The sequence below is a fragment of the Exiguobacterium alkaliphilum genome, from assembly GCF_018138125.1.
GTDB classification, from domain to species: Bacteria; Bacillota; Bacilli; order Exiguobacteriales; family Exiguobacteriaceae; genus Exiguobacterium; species Exiguobacterium alkaliphilum.
Map to the genome: position 1 here is coordinate 2,725,859 of NZ_CP073101.1, position 14,710 is coordinate 2,740,568.

Annotated in this window: 11 protein-coding genes and 1 riboswitch; of the genes, 4 read left to right on the forward strand and 7 right to left on the reverse strand. The window is 52.9% G+C overall.

The annotated features are described in order from the left end of the window. The first annotated feature begins 157 nt into the window (after positions 1-157). Positions 158-2,212, forward strand: coding sequence for a putative bifunctional diguanylate cyclase/phosphodiesterase (locus tag KB235_RS14115; RefSeq protein WP_246514247.1), 2,055 nt, complete (start codon positions 158-160; stop codon positions 2,210-2,212). A gap of 253 nt (positions 2,213-2,465) precedes the next feature. Here the strand turns inward: KB235_RS14115 and KB235_RS14120 are convergent, their stop codons facing one another. Continuing rightward, a complete protein-coding gene (locus KB235_RS14120) occupies positions 2,466-3,869 on the reverse strand; it encodes a basic amino acid/polyamine antiporter (RefSeq protein ID WP_034809938.1) in 1,404 nt (467 codons plus the stop codon). A gap of 227 nt (positions 3,870-4,096) precedes the next feature. Here KB235_RS14120 and KB235_RS14125 point away from each other — a divergent pair, with 227 nt between their 5' ends. Beyond that, positions 4,097-5,725: a peptide ABC transporter substrate-binding protein gene (locus KB235_RS14125; RefSeq protein WP_034814385.1), complete on the forward strand. Its 1,629-nt coding sequence runs from the start codon at positions 4,097-4,099 to the stop codon at positions 5,723-5,725. 94 nt (positions 5,726-5,819) lie between these two features. On the opposite strand, the gene KB235_RS14130 is transcribed toward KB235_RS14125, so the two are convergent. The 3 genes from KB235_RS14130 to ade all read right to left on the reverse strand — a co-directional run bounded on the left by KB235_RS14130 (position 5,820) and on the right by ade (position 9,873). Further along, positions 5,820-7,412, reverse strand: a complete 1,593-nt coding sequence (locus KB235_RS14130; protein WP_034814383.1) for a Na+/H+ antiporter NhaC family protein — start codon at positions 7,410-7,412, stop codon at positions 5,820-5,822. A 113-nt stretch (positions 7,413-7,525) separates the two neighbouring features. Next, positions 7,526-7,702, reverse strand: a riboswitch (Lysine riboswitch). A gap of 65 nt (positions 7,703-7,767) precedes the next feature. After that, on the reverse strand, positions 7,768-8,046 hold the full coding sequence (locus KB235_RS14135; RefSeq protein WP_034809944.1) for a hypothetical protein: 279 nt from the start codon (positions 8,044-8,046) through the stop codon (positions 7,768-7,770). Positions 8,047-8,163: 117 nt separating this feature from the next. Further along, a complete protein-coding gene (gene ade / locus KB235_RS14140) occupies positions 8,164-9,873 on the reverse strand; it encodes an adenine deaminase (protein ID WP_034814382.1) in 1,710 nt (569 codons plus the stop codon). 120 nt (positions 9,874-9,993) lie between these two features. Between ade and KB235_RS14145 the strand changes: the two genes are divergently transcribed. After that, positions 9,994-10,530 carry a gamma carbonic anhydrase family protein gene (locus KB235_RS14145; protein ID WP_034814380.1) on the forward strand — a complete coding sequence of 179 codons (537 nt, stop codon included), beginning with the start codon at positions 9,994-9,996 and terminating at the stop codon, positions 10,528-10,530. 402 nt (positions 10,531-10,932) lie between these two features. Here KB235_RS14145 and KB235_RS14150 read toward each other — a convergent pair whose 3' ends face one another. Continuing rightward, entirely contained in the window at positions 10,933-11,484 is a 552-nt protein-coding gene (locus KB235_RS14150; protein WP_246514249.1) for a nitroreductase family protein, read from the reverse strand. Between the two features lie 182 nt (positions 11,485-11,666). Here KB235_RS14150 and KB235_RS14155 point away from each other — a divergent pair, with 182 nt between their 5' ends. Next, on the forward strand, positions 11,667-12,281 hold the full coding sequence (locus KB235_RS14155; RefSeq protein WP_211779952.1) for a hypothetical protein: 615 nt from the start codon (positions 11,667-11,669) through the stop codon (positions 12,279-12,281). Positions 12,282-12,348: 67 nt separating this feature from the next. Here KB235_RS14155 and lysA read toward each other — a convergent pair whose 3' ends face one another. Together lysA and alr are read right to left on the reverse strand one after the other, a co-directional pair. Beyond that, a complete protein-coding gene (lysA, locus tag KB235_RS14160) occupies positions 12,349-13,641 on the reverse strand; it encodes a diaminopimelate decarboxylase (protein WP_246514251.1) in 1,293 nt (430 codons plus the stop codon). Then, a complete protein-coding gene (gene alr, locus KB235_RS14165) occupies positions 13,611-14,699 on the reverse strand; it encodes an alanine racemase (RefSeq protein WP_211779953.1) in 1,089 nt (362 codons plus the stop codon). Before alr ends, lysA begins: the two co-directional genes overlap by 31 nt. Positions 14,700-14,710 lie beyond the last annotated feature (11 nt).

Consider the following 14,710-nt stretch of genomic DNA (forward strand, 5'->3'; position numbering starts at 1 on the left):
GATTTCCCCCTTGTTCTAAAAAGTCGTTCTTACTCTTTCAGTATATGATGACCGTCTTTCTTTTGACAACGGCGAACTTGCCCATTCCTCGGGTTGGGAAAATAAGGTACACTGAACGTAGACTATGATTCATTTGATGAGGATGGGAGGAATTCGTGTGACTTCTTTACGTGACTTGCCGATTGATGCGTTCATCGATGCGCTGTCAATCCCGTGCTGTTATATCGATCTCGGCGGCGACGTCCTACTTTGGAACGAACATGCGACAGCGCTGTTCGGATGGGAACGGGACGAGGTGCTCCACCAAGCGTTGCCTGTCGTCGAACAGTTAGACAGTGCGCTCGAAACGTGGGCACCCCTGCTCCTCCAATATCCGTTCTCGACGACGGCGATGACGCCGTTTCAACATAAAGACGGGTCACTCGTCTATGCGACCGTTTATTTGCAATCATTCGCCATCGCCGGCTATACCGGCTACTTCCTTGCCTTTTTACCGAAAAGGTTCGGTCCGCTCATCAGTACCGAACAGTTCAACTTGTTGCATCACTTCCAAGCGATGATTGAACAGACGACATATTACTTATCCGCCGATGCCGACGGGAGAATCACGGCTGTCAATCCGATGCTCTGTGAATTGATCGGTGAATCGGAGCATCGCTTCATCGGCCTAGACTGGTTCGATCTCGTGCATCCAATGCATGAGAAAGCGCCCATCGCCGATACGGTGCGCGCAGCCCTTTCCTCTGACCGGATTTGGCACGGGGAGATGCCGATTCAATCGAAACGGCATACGACGAACGTCTGTTGGCTCAATTTGACCGTCGTCCCGATTTTAAGTGAACAGGGCGAGGTGCTCCAATATACGGCGTTCGGCTTCGACGTCTCCGACAAGAAACGGCTCGAACGTGAAGTCGAGTATTTGGCGTATCATAACGACTTGACCGGCCTACTGAACAAGAAAGGCTGGTTGCGCGAATATCGCGACATTCTTCAGCTCGCTGATCAATCCGAAGGAATCGTTCATATCGCCCTGTTCGATATTGATCGCTTTAAAATCATCAATGAATCGTTCGGCTCTCGCGTCGGTAACGAACTGTTGCTTCAAATCAAAGAGCGTGCCTCTCGTCACCTCCCGGACACGAGCGTCATGTTCCATCCGTCTGGCGGCTTGTTCGGCGTCTTGTTCTTGGAGCAATCGAAAGAGGATGTATTCCGGTTGTTGCGTCAGTTGCAATATGAGCTACAACGCCCGTTCCGCATCTATCATCATTCGATCATGCTGTCGATTTCAATCGGTTGTGTGTTCTACCCGTCCGCGACGAACTCACTCGAAGAGTTGTACGCCCGGGCGGAAAGCGCCTTGTTCAAAGGCAAGCGAATCGGGGTCGGAACGATCCAATTCGTCACGAAAGACATGGACGACGCGTTCTCACGTCAAATCCATATTGAAAAAGCACTCTATCAAGCGCTTGAAGAAAAACATTTCTATCTAGAGTATCAACCGAAGTATGAGTTGAAGACGGATCGACTCATCGGATTCGAGGCGTTGCTGCGCTGGCATCACGACGAGCTCGGCCAAATCCCGCCGTCCGAGTTCATCCCGCTCGCCGAAGAGATGGCGCTCATCGTTCCGATTAACAACTGGGTCATCTTAGAAGCGGCGAAACAGTTGAAGGTGTGGCAACCGCTCGTCGACCATTCGTTGTCGATGGCCGTCAACATCTCGCCGAACCAATTCCGAAGCGAGAGCTTCATCAATACACTTCGAAACATTAAACAACAGCTGCATTTGAATCCGACGGACATGATTCTCGAAATCACGGAAAGTCTTGTCATGCAGCAGACCGAGGAGATCATCGCCCGGATGAATCAAATCAAACGTCTCGACTACCGCTTGTCAATCGATGACTTCGGTACCGGCTTCTCTTCGCTCCAATACTTGAAGTCGTTCCCAGTCGACGAGCTGAAAATCGACAAAGTCTTTTTAGACGATTGGCTCGCTTCAAAATCACACTTACTCGATGTCATCGTCCACCTCGGTAAGAGCTTGAACCTTCATGTCGTTGCAGAAGGCGTCGAGGATGAAGAGATGCTCGACCATTTGCGAACGACCGACTGCGACTCGTTCCAGGGGTTCTTATACGCCAAACCGATGCCGCCTGAGCGCATCATCGAGCTATTGACTAATCAGAAGCACAATAAAAATCACTGACCGGCTAGGAAGGCTCTGAAAAAAATCAAATGATTTTGAACAGCGGATCCCTTCAACCGCCCTGTTCGGCACGCCACAATCCTTCTGGCGGGCCTTCGGACGGCGCTGCAGACGGCCCTATGACCTGTTGATTCCAGCCGATAAGGAAAAAGGCGATTGTCCCGACACAAGTCGGTTCAATCGCCTTTTTCCTTTTTCACGTCCGGATAGAGCGGGGGTATTTTATATCCTCGCGCCGGTCAGTGCTTTTTCTTTATAGCGCAATCGTCGCCGTCAACAGCCCATACACGCCATATGTGGCGGCGAGGAGAATCAGGACGGCAATCGCATATTGCATCCGGCTGAGAAACGGACGTCCCTGCTCCCGTTCCGCCACCATGAACACGAAAATCCCTGGTGCGTATAAAATCATCGCGATGAGGACATACTCGATGCCAGACGCATAGAGCAACCAAGCGGCGTACAGCGAGGCGATGCCTGACACGACGAGCATGCGCCGCGCGTGCATACGCCGTGCTTCTTTCCATCCAAATAGCGCCGAGAACAAGTAAGGGACGAGCGCCGCGATTCCGGCGATGCTCGACAGTACCAAATACGTCTGTTCGGAGAAAAGCGCGATGACCGTCACGATTTGAGTGAACAGTTGCGTGATGAACAGCGCGTTCACAGGCGTCTCATTTCGATTCAATCGATTGAACACGCGCGGGAACACCCCGTCCCGGCTCGCCACATAAGAGATTTCGGTCGCTAAAATCGTCCAACCGAGTAGGGCACCCCCAAGTGAAACGAGTAGGCCGATGTTGATGAACGTCGCGCCAATCGGACCGACGACCGCCTCGAGCACGTACGCCATCGACGGTTCCGGGAGCGCCGCTAGCTGTTCTTGCGTCATCACCCCGAATGAGAAAATCGAAATCATCATATAGATGAGAAGCGTCCCGACGAGTCCGATGACCGTCGCCCGTCCGACATCGCGCTTATGGCGCGCACGAGACGAGAGGACGACCGCCCCTTCAATCCCGACGAACGCCCAAAGTGTGACGAGCATCGTTGATTTGACTTGAGGAAACACGTGCGACCAGCTGAAGCCATCGCTTCCCCAAAAATCGATTTGGAACGTCTCAATCCGAAACGCGAACAAAATCAAGATGATGAAGAGGAAGAGCGGCACGAGCTTGGCGATCGTCGTGACGATATTCAGGAGCGCGGCCTCGCGCATCCCCCTCCGAATCAACCAAAACAATCCCCAGATGAGGAGTGCGCTCATCAGCAACCGAAACGTTCGATGCTCAGCCGAAAAGATGGGGAAGAAGTAGCTGAGCGTGCTGAAGATGAGGGTGATGTTCGCGACCGTGCCGATCCAGGCCGACATCCAGTAGCCCCAACCGCTGTTAAATCCGATGAAGCGACCGAAGCCCTCCTTCGCATACGCATAAATCCCACCGTCGAGTTCCGGACGCAGATTCGCTAAAAATTGAAAGACGAACGCCAGCATGATCATGCCGAGCCCGGTAATCGACCACCCAATCAAGACGGATCCGACCCCTGCCCCTTGCGCCATCGCACCTGGTAAATTAAACGCCCCGCCGCCAATCATCGTACCAACGACCATTGCTGCGAGACCAAAAAAGCCGATTCCGGCTGTCTGTGACTTCATTCAAAAACGACCTCCACTTGCTTTGACGTCTGACGAATAACTATACATGCATAGCGTATAATCATCCGACGATTTTTCCATTCTACTGAATAAAAGGGTCGTTTGATAGGTATTTCACTAATGTTTATATTTTCGAATAATTAAGAAAAATAAATTGCGTATTCATAATAATTGTAGTTTAATAAACACTATATTCGAAACAATCAGAATTTTCGGGAGGAATCACAATGCGCAACAAGAAATGGTTAGCTTTATCGGGAGTCGCATTACTCGCCACAGCAGCTTGCGGAGGCGGCGAAGAATCATCAAGCTCTTCTGAAGGTTCTTCATCAGGCGACGCGAAAAAAGAAATCACACTCGTTTCGGCGACGGACTTGCCACAGCTTGACCCGACGCTGACGACGGATTCAACGTCAATCATCGTTACGAACAACGTCTTCGAGGGACTGTATCGACTCGATGAGAACAACCAACCGACACCAGGGATCGCAGAAGATGTCGACGTGTCAGAGGACGGCCTTACATACACATTCAAATTACGTGACGCCAACTGGTCTGACGGCTCACCAATTACGGCCGACGATTTCGTCTACTCATGGAAACGCGCCTTGAACCCTGAGACGGGTGCCGAGTACGCCTACATCTTGCAAGACTTGAAAAACGCCAACAGCATCCTCGCAGGAGAAGCCGACGTCGACGACCTCGGCGTCAAAGCACTCGACGAGAAGACGCTCGAAGTCACACTCGAAGCACCGGCTCCATACTTCCTCGGGTTGACTGGCTTCCCGACGTATATGCCACAAAAACAAGAATTCGTCGAAGAACAAGGCGAAGCGTTCGCGACTTCTGTCGACAAGACACTCTATAACGGTCCTTACGTGCTCGAGAGCTGGCAAGATAATACGGGCTGGGTATATAAGAAAAACCCGGACTATTGGGATGCAGACAACGTGAAGATGGAGACGATCAACGTCAAAGTCGTGAAAGATGTCTCGACAGGCGTCAACTTGTTCGAATCAGAGGAGGCGGACTATACGCTCCTCTCATCTGAATTCGTACCGCAATTCCAAGACAGCGACGAGTTCAAGACGCGTGCTGACGCACGCATCAACTTCTTGCGCTTCAACCAAAAGAACGAGGCGCTCCAAAACGTCAACATCCGCGAGGCGCTCGCAAAAGGGTTCGACAAACAAGGCGTCACCGACGTCATCTTGACGGACGGTTCACAGCCAGCGAACTTCATCGTCGCGAAAGACTTCACGTACACGTCTGACGGTGCCGACTTCCGCGAGAAGTATCCGGACCTCCTCAGCTACAACGTCGACGAGGCGAAAGCAGCATGGGAGAAAGGCTTGGCTGAACTCGGTGTCGAGACAATCGAACTTGAGTTCCTCTCACGTGACGAAGAAGCGTTCAAGAAAGTGAACGAGTTCATCAAAGGTGAGCTCGAGAAGAACTTGCCAGGACTTACACTCAACATTAAGCAACAACCGTTCAAAAACTTCCTCGAACTTGAAGGCGCGGGCGACTATGACGTTTCTGCTGCCGGCTGGGGCCCTGACTATCAAGATCCGATGACGTATCTCGACATGTGGGTCACCGACGGTCCGTTCAACCGGATGGCCTACTCGAACGAAGAGTACGACAAGCTCGTTCAAGAAGCGAAGAAAGAAGCCGATGAGATGAAGCGTTGGGAGACGATGCAAGAAGCGGAACGCGTCTTGCTTGAAGAAGACTTCGCCATCGCACCGATTTACCAAAAAGGTGAGGCGTACCTCGAGCGTACGAACATCGAGAACATGTACCGTCACCCGTTCGGAGCTGATGCTAGCTTCAAATGGTTGGACGTCAACTAATCGACAACCCTTTCCGCGCACGCGGAAAGGGTTTTTTGAATGCGGAGAAAAAAAAGCAGGCATGCCCCGAGATGGGACATGCCTGCTTTGACGATTACGCTTCGCGCTCGGCCCGGATTTCTGCCGGGACACGTCCGCGTTTCGAGATGATTTGAGCGACGACGAGCATGACGACGAACGCCGCGAATGCTACGAAGAAACCGATCCACATCGATGTCGTGATCCCGAGTACCAAGTACCCGATCGCAGAGACACCAGCCGCAATCGATGCGTACGGGAGCTGCGTCAACACGTGATCGATATGGTGCGAACCGGCACCCGTCGAACTGAGAATCGTTGTGTCCGAGATCGGTGAACAGTGGTCACCGAACACGGCACCTGCCAAGACGGCTGCGAGCGTCGGGAGCAAGAGCTCCGGTTCGACCGCCATGATCAAGTCCGCCCCGATCGGGAGCATGAGACCGAACGTCCCCCAGCTCGTCCCGGTCGAGAACGCCATGAGTCCGGCGATCGCGAACAAGATGAGCGGCAAGTACGAGGCTGCGATGCGATCCGTGACGAAGCTCGCCAAGTAGTCCCCTGTTCTCATGTCACCGATGACCGCGATGATTGTCCAAGCGAACAAGAGGATGAGGACTGCCGGCCACATCGCCCGAATTCCGGCCCATGTCGCGCGTCCATAGTCACCAGCCGGAATCTTACGGCCGATTAAAAGCAAGAACGTGACAATCAAACTGATGACGGCTCCGGCCACGAGTGAACGCGTGACGTCAGTCGACTCGAACGCACCGAGGAGCGAGAACGCTTGACCGTCTGCCGCGAGCGCCTGACCGCCCGTATAGAGCATGGCCGACACGGTCGCGACGATCAACACGAGGATCGGTACGATCAAGTCACGAACTTTCCCGTTGTCGTGTTCTTTAATGTCTTCACTCATGCCCATCGGAGCACCTTTTGATACGTCATATAGCTCGCCTTGAAGCGCGCGGAGCTCATGCGTACGCATCGGCCCGATCGCGAGACCTGTGAAGGCGACATAGCCTGTCAAGAGCAATGCGAAGATGGCATAGAAGTTCATCGGAATCATTTGAATGAATGCCGAGAGCGACGAATAGCTGTCAATCGAGTATTTCGCCAAGATACCGGCGATGAGTGCGATGATGTATGCCCCCCAACTTGAGAGCGGGCTGATGACACAGACCGGTGCGGCCGTCGAGTCGATCGTATACGCGAGTTTCGCACGTGAGACTTTTTTCCGGTCCGTTAGCGGACGACTGATGTTACCGACAGCCAAACTGTTAAAGTAATCATCAATAAAAATCAAAATCCCGAGTCCGAACGAGACGAGGCGTGCGCCGCGTGCCGTCTTGACGTTTGCAGCCGCCCACTCACCGAACGCCCGGGCTCCGCCTGACGTTTGAATGATTGACGACAAAATACCGAGTAAGAGCAAGAACGCGATCAAGAGCACGTTCCACTCATTCAACTCGCCGTCCGACCAGAACAAGGCGAGAACGTTTGACCATAAGTATGAGATCGAGTCGAGCGGATTGAAGTTATGCAAGAGCAATACCCCTGCGATAATCCCGACGCCAAGCGACGGAATGACTTTCCGCGTTGTGATGGCCATAATAATGGCCAGTAATGCCGGTACGAGTGATAGTACCGAAGTTGAATAATCTACCATGCTGATTTCCTCCTCTTTTGTTTGAGATGAGGCCCCCCTATGCTTAAAAAAACGCAAAGCGAGGGCATCGGCAACAAAGCCGACACCCTCGCTGGATGTTCCGTCTTTCTTAGCCGACTTGGAGCGCTCCATACGTAAATATGTATGGCAGTCTGACGCGTATTCCCCGTCAGCCCAGCACAACCCCATAGACCATGGGTGTTGCACTTCGGCGATTCTGCCTTTTTGTAGCCTTCATCGTTGTCATCCTCCGACTACATACTCATCAGCATCGCACCTCTACCTCATCGATAGCACGAATATTCATTTAAAAGTTACGTTTAAATTATCATAGGTCCATGACACATTTCAACACTTATTTTTCGTCACGGATGATTTGTTTCAATACAGCGAGTGCTTCTTGGTCATTTGCCTCGACCGCTTTAAAGAAATCGCTAAAGAAATGATACAACACGAACCGCTCGGCATGTGACGACGTTTGCTCTTTAATCGTCAAGAGGATAAGACGGCGTAATCGACGTTTCGTCCGCGTCTCGTCCGGCAATTCTTCATATCGGTCTTTGAAGGCACGATATACAGAATTGATCAAATCCTCATGTTCATCATACGACCGGTTATAAGCAACTTGTTCCATCTGTGATATCCCCCCTTTCAATTTGAACCGATGAAACTTGTTGTAACTATACCAACTTACCGGAAACCGTTCAATCGTTCCGAGCCGTTCTTAACAAAAATCATACGTTAGACCGACTCATGACTCGATGAATGAGAACGTCGTCACATCGAATAGTCCCATGTCCGTCAATTTCAGGTCTGGGATGACCGGAAGCGCGAGGAACGACATCGTCAAATACGGATTGAAATGACGATGCGCCCCGACGACGTCGAGCGCGTCGTTCAACTGTTCGAGCACGTCCGCCACTTCAGCGTAAGGACGCTTCGTCATGAGTCCGCCAATCTCGAGTGGCAAGACCGCAAGCACTTCCCCTTCTGATACTGCGACGACGCCACCACCGACCTTCTCGAGCGTCTCGGCCGCGAGCAACATGTCGTTCGGGCTGACGCCGGCGATGACGAGGTTATGGCTATCGTGGGCCACCGTCGCGGCGAGCGCGCCTCGCTTCAAGCCGAAGCCTGTGACCGGCGCGAGTGCCATATGCCCCGTGCCGTGATGTCGCTCGATGACGGCGAGCGTGGCGATGTCTTGGTCGAGGTCTGCCCCGGATTCGTCTGGACTGAAGACGAGGCGCTCCCGTTTCGTCAACAGACTGTTCGGCAACACTTGAATCACGTCGACCGCCTCTTCTTTGACAGGTAACCGGAACGATTCACTCGTCAACGCCGGAAGTCTCAACTCCCCTTTCATCGGTTTCGGCACTTCAATCCCGTTCGCTTCGAACGTCGCTTGGCCTTCACGGGCAACGACTTCGCCGTTCACATAGACGGTTTCGATTTTTACCGATTGGACGTCTGACAAGATGACAAAGTTCGCCTTCTTCCCAGGCGCGATGGCCCCGATGTCGTTCAACCCGTAAGCCTCGGCCGCATGTAGACTCGCAACGGCATACGCCGTCTCCGGTTTGACGCCTTGTTTGATCGCCATGCGAATGTTGTAGTCGATCCCACCTTCGGCGACGAGGTCGTCCAAATGCTTGTCGTCGGTACAGAACAAGAAGCGATGGGCGTTACTTTCCGTGATGGCCCGGCTCACCTTCTCGACGTTCCGGGCGACCGAACCTTCCCGAATTTGAACGTAAAATCCGCGGCGAACCCGCTCGAGCGCCTCTTCGGCCGTCGTACACTCGTGGTCCGTCATAATCCCGGCCGTCCGGTAGACGTTCAGTTGGTCAGGACCGAGACCGGATGCGTGACCGTCGACGACTTTCCCGACCGCCTCCGTCTGCGCGATTTTCTGGAGCATGTCTACGCTCCCGGCCTCGACCGATGGATAATCCATCACTTCGCCGAGGCCGTGCACGCCCGGATCGCCTAAAAACGGGGCCAAGTCCTCCGCATAAAGTTTTGCGCCCGCATGTTCGAACGGCGTCGCCGGCACACAGCTCGGGAGCATCATCCGGACGTCGAGTGGGAGTCCTTTCGCGTCAGCCAACATATATTCAATCCCGAGCGCCCCGTTCACGTTCGCAATCTCATGTGGGTCCGCGATGACCGTTGCGACGCCGAGCGGCAGGACGGCTTTCGCGAACTCGTGTGGCGGCACCATCGATGACTCGATGTGGACGTGTGAATCGATAAACGTCGGTGCGAGCGTCCATGACGGGTCATGGTATTCCGTCTCTCCTTCGTAGCCTTCCCCGATGGCCACGATGTATCCCGCGTCGATTGCGACATCGGTGCGAATCGTCTCACGGCTATACACGTCGATGACCGCCACATCTTTAAAGACGACCGCTGCTTTCTTTTTCTTCGCGGCGATGTCAATCAAATGTTGTTTTTCCATCTGTGTGTCTCCTTTTTTCAACGTATTTTATCTATCTTAACAAGAAAAATCTTTTCGGCGCAATTTCTTTTTCAAGTTGTGCGACAATAAGAGCATATCTGTTTGAAAGGGGTTACACATATGCAGTACAAATTAGGTGATTTACTTCCAAACGTCGACGCGACGGTCTTCGTCGCTCCCGGTGCCCATGTCATCGGCGACGTCACGATCGGGGCCCATTCTGGGGTTTGGTTCAATACGGTCATCCGCGGGGACGAAGGTCCGATTCAAATCGGTTCGTACGTCAACATCCAGGACGGTTCGATGGTCCATCAATACGAAGGCTCACCGACAATCATTCACGACCGTGTCTCCATCGGACACATGGCGATGATTCACGGTTGTGAGATTGAAGAAGGTTGTCTCATCGGGATGCACGCGACCGTCCTCGATGGGGCCAAGGTCGGGAAAGGTTCATTCGTCGCAGCCGGTGCGCTCGTCACGCCGAACATGCAAATCCCAGAAGGGGTCATGGTCATGGGGGTACCTGCAAAAGTCGTCCGACCGCTGAACGATGAAGATCGCTTTATCATGGAGCGGACGGTCAACAAGTACGCCAAACGAGCAGAGCAGTATTTGACGACGTGCGAACCGATCGAACGTAAAGAAAGTTTGTGAAAGCGTTTACAAGATTCATAAATTGTTAACGATTCCCCTGAATTTTCTTCATGATTCCTTTGTATACTGAGGATGTAGTCAAGCCGACGTGTCGAAAGGAGCCAATTGTATGCATCTCAACCACGCTCAACTCATGTTAGACTTGTACGCTTCGTCCATTAACCCAAGCTATTGCCTTCATGTTGAGGATTCGTTCGATGATACGTTGCAAGGCGCACATCGAGAGGTTTGGGAACGGATCCAATCGGATAATAGTATAGAGGAAGAAATCAAAACCGGGGGAACGTGATCATAATGATTCCAGCAAACGTCATTCAAGACTGGCTCGCAAATAAATTAAAAAAATAACTTGCATAGACGAAAAGCTCGAGCGTAGACACTGGTCTCCGCTCGAGCTTTTCTTTATTCAAAAATCGTGAGGCAACTGTCAACCGACTGACGATGTTTCTTTGGTGGGACGTCCTCGAATCGCCCGAGTTGGAGCAACCCGACGAACGTCTCTCCTTCCGCCCCGATCATGTCTTGCAGGCGCGCATCCTCAAAGATACCGCCCGTCCGCCAGACGAGGCCGATGTCTCGCTCGCTACAGAGCAGATGGAAGTTCTGGATAAACGTCGCCGTCGCGAGCAACGCATCCTTCTTGTCTTTCTCCGTCTCGAACGGCTTCGTCGTCACGTAGATGCAGGCAGCGGCATTCCGAATCCGCCCGGCAATCTTTTCCCGCTTCGACTCCGGTCCGTCCTGAAACGCTGGCTCGAGCGCGGACAGTAACACGTTTTTCCCGTCTCCGTTGAACAAATAGACGTTCCACGGTTCGACTTTATTATGAAACGGCGCTTGATGGGCCGATGTCAAAAGTTCATACAACTCGGCCGTGTCGAGTTCACCTTCCGTAAACATCCGAATCGTCCGCCGCGATTCAATCAACTGTTGTCCCGCTGTCTTTTCAATCATGTCAATACCCCCTCTACTATCTGTTTCATCATAATTGAAAATCGTTCTCATGTGTAGCGATTTGACCGAAGATAAAGGGAACCTGATGGCTATTTAGCGAGTATATAGTAGTGAATCGCTCTCATGCTCCATTCGTCGAAACAACCGCCATGAACGAACAAACAGATAAGGAGAGGATCGTCATGACCGCACGGTTCAAATCATTGCTATTATGTACGCTCTCACTCGCCATCTTCACAGCAGCATGTCAGTCCGCGGCCTCTCAGCCTGAAACGATTGAAATGAAAAGTGAAGAAGAACAGCGCCAAATCGTAGACAATTTCACGTTCGACGACTATAAGAAACTGTTTGATGACGCGATCATCGAAGCAAACCAGTTCGACGTCGAGGAGCCGTTACGGAAGTGGGTCATTCGGACGTTGGCAGAAGAGAAGCTGTACTATGAAACCGACTTAACAGACGCGCAAGTCATCGCACTCTCGACTGAAGCGATGGAACAAGATGTCTCATGGAAGACGGTCGCAAGAGAGACGTACAACATTCACGTAACCGAAGACGAGATTGACCGTTTCATTCAACAAGGACCGGACCAAAGTGATTTGCCGATTCATCTCGCCTACGCGAGCGCCCTCGGTTTATCCCTTCAAGAGTTGAATCATCAGTTTGACCGAGACCTTTATGAAAAGAACACGATTTGGTTACGTCTCATCCCGGTCTTAGAAAAGAAATACGGTACGACGGACAACAACAAACTTGTGGAACGATATGAAGCAGAAGTGAACGCACAACTCGATTAACCTGACAAATGGTCGTTGACACGAAAAGGGATTCAGTCGCATGACTGAATCCCTTTTCTGGCTATCCTTACGATGATTGTCCGACGACTTCACACACGACCAGATCTTCGAGCGTCTGTCTGCGGACGACGAGACGATGTGTCCCATTTTTCACGAAGACGACGGCCGGGCGAAGCATTTGGTTATAGTTGCTCGCCATCGAGAAGTTATAGGCGCCCGTCGCTTTGACGAGGAGCAAATCCCCTGCCTCGACCGGCGGGATGAGTGAACGGTTCGAGATGATATCCCCCGACTCGCAACATGCGCCGACGATCTTCGCTTCGAGCGTCTTTTCTTCATTCATCCGTGTCGCCGCAATGACGTCATATTCGGCGTCATAAAGAGCGGGACGGATGTTATCCGTCATCCCGCCATCGACCGAGACGTACGTGCGGACACCGCTCACTTCTTTCACCGTCCCGACTTCATACAGCGTCGCCCCGGCGTTGGCGACGAGCCAGCGGCCCGGCTCGATCCCGATTTTCGGGAGCGGCAATCCGAAGCGGTTCACTTCCGCGATGAGCGTATCCATCACTTGCGTCATCGTGTCGGCAAAGTCGAGCGGATCGTCCGACTCGAGATAAGCGACACCAAAGCCGCCCCCGATATTCAACACGTCGGCTGTGAAGCCCGTCTGTTGACGAATCGTCTCGATGAAGTTGACCATCGTCTTCACCGTGTTGATGAACAGCGTCGGCTCTTGAATCTGTGACCCGACGTGGCAATGGATGCCTTGCAGACGAAGACGATCCGCTTGAAGTGTCGCTCGGACGGCTTCTAAGTACGTGTCGTCATGTGTCGGGAAGCCGAATTTCGTGTCGACTCCACCCGTCTGAATCGCCTCGTGGGCGCCTCCGACGACTTGTGGGACGATGCGGAGCAAGACGTCGACGTCAACACCGTGTTGCGCGGCAAGGCCCGAGAGCAACCCGATTTCCCGCATGTTATCGATTGTGAAATGGGTGATGCCGTGCTCAAGCGCGAACGTGATATCCTGTACCGTCTTGTTCGACCCGTGGACGTGAATCCGGTCGGCCGGGACACCCGCATGAAGGGCGACGAACATCTCGCCGCGCGAGACGACGTCGATGCTTAGACCAGCCGCAATCACTTTCTCGTACACGGCCGCGATTGACATCGCTTTTGACGCATAGAGCGCATACGTGTTCGGATATTTGTCTAAAAATGCGCTCCGGACGAGGCCGAGGCGGCTCTCGAGTTCCGGTTCGCTCATGATATAGAGCGGCGTCCCATATGTCGCTTGAAGTTCACGAACGGACACGCCCTCGATCATACAAACTGATTGGTTGGTGGTGTACATACATTTCCTCCTTCATAGCGATGCGGGACACGCCATGAGCGTGCGCATAATTGTTCCGAGTTATTCGCATAACCCGTCCGCGTGATGTCGTCGATTTTCGTCGTGTTCCCGTACAATTCGACACGGTCCCCGATTTGAACCGACGCATCAACGCGTAAAAAGCTGTGACTCATAAAGATGTTGCTCACGAACGGGAACGCCTTCTCCTGAATGTGGACCGGTAAATGGCGCCGGGCCCGCATGAGCCCGTCCCCATAACCGACCGGAAGCACGGCGATGCGTTCTCTCGTTTCGGCCGTATAGCCCGTCCCGTATCCGACGTGCGCCCCCGCTTCGATGTCATGGATGGCGATGACTTCCGTCTCCCAACGAAATGCCGGGATGAGCCAATCGACCGGTTCCACGGAAGAGTAGCCATACAAGAAGATGCCGACGCGGACGTGTGTGCAGTGACCGAGGCGCGGGTCGGCTTGGAGCGTGGCCGCGCTATTGGCCGCGTGCACCACTTCAAACGTTTGCCGTTCCATCAGTCGCGTCGACCAGTCGGCGAACCGTTCCACGTGGACGCTATGCTCAATTTCTGCATTGTCCGCATCGGCGAGCGGAAAGTGTGTGCATAATCCGACGAGGTCAAGCCCTTCGTCTTGGCAAAACGCAAGAATGGCGAGCGCTTCGTCATACGTCTTCGCACCGAAGCGATTCATGCCGACATCTAGTTTCAAGTGAAGCCGGACGCCGTCCAATTGACTGCGCTGTGCGACGAGCCAGTCGTAGGAACCGATGGCGACGTCAAGCTGTTGCTCGTGCACACTCGTCCATTCATAGACAGGATTCATGACGAGCACGCGGGCATTCGGTGCGCTTGACCGGACTTCCGTCGCCTCATCGAGCGTCGTCACCATAAAGTGACGTACCCCTTCTTCGTACAGCGTCGTCACAACTGGCTTCATCCCTAAATTATAGGCGTTGTTTTTCACGACGGCGAACACCGGTCGGCCGAGCGCCTCAATCCGACGTTTGTTTTCGCGAATCGCATTCAAGTCAATTGTGACTCCCATGCAAAAACTCC

What these genes read in the sequence shown, in the direction of transcription:
- KB235_RS14155 (WP_211779952.1), top strand. Translation starts at nt 11,667, where the DNA reads ATGACCGCACGGTTCAAATCATTGCTATTATGTACGCTCTCACTCGCC.
- KB235_RS14120 (WP_034809938.1), bottom strand. Translation starts at nt 3,869, where the DNA reads ATGAAGTCACAGACAGCCGGAATCGGCTTTTTTGGTCTCGCAGCAATG.
- KB235_RS14125 (WP_034814385.1), top strand. Translation starts at nt 4,097, where the DNA reads ATGCGCAACAAGAAATGGTTAGCTTTATCGGGAGTCGCATTACTCGCC.
- alr (WP_211779953.1), bottom strand. Translation starts at nt 14,699, where the DNA reads ATGGGAGTCACAATTGACTTGAATGCGATTCGCGAAAACAAACGTCGG.
- KB235_RS14150 (WP_246514249.1), bottom strand. Translation starts at nt 11,484, where the DNA reads ATGATTGAAAAGACAGCGGGACAACAGTTGATTGAATCGCGGCGGACG.
- lysA (WP_246514251.1), bottom strand. Translation starts at nt 13,641, where the DNA reads ATGTACACCACCAACCAATCAGTTTGTATGATCGAGGGCGTGTCCGTT.
- ade (WP_034814382.1), bottom strand. Translation starts at nt 9,873, where the DNA reads ATGGAAAAACAACATTTGATTGACATCGCCGCGAAGAAAAAGAAAGCA.
- KB235_RS14135 (WP_034809944.1), bottom strand. Translation starts at nt 8,046, where the DNA reads ATGGAACAAGTTGCTTATAACCGGTCGTATGATGAACATGAGGATTTG.
- KB235_RS14145 (WP_034814380.1), top strand. Translation starts at nt 9,994, where the DNA reads ATGCAGTACAAATTAGGTGATTTACTTCCAAACGTCGACGCGACGGTC.
- KB235_RS14130 (WP_034814383.1), bottom strand. Translation starts at nt 7,412, where the DNA reads ATGGTAGATTATTCAACTTCGGTACTATCACTCGTACCGGCATTACTG.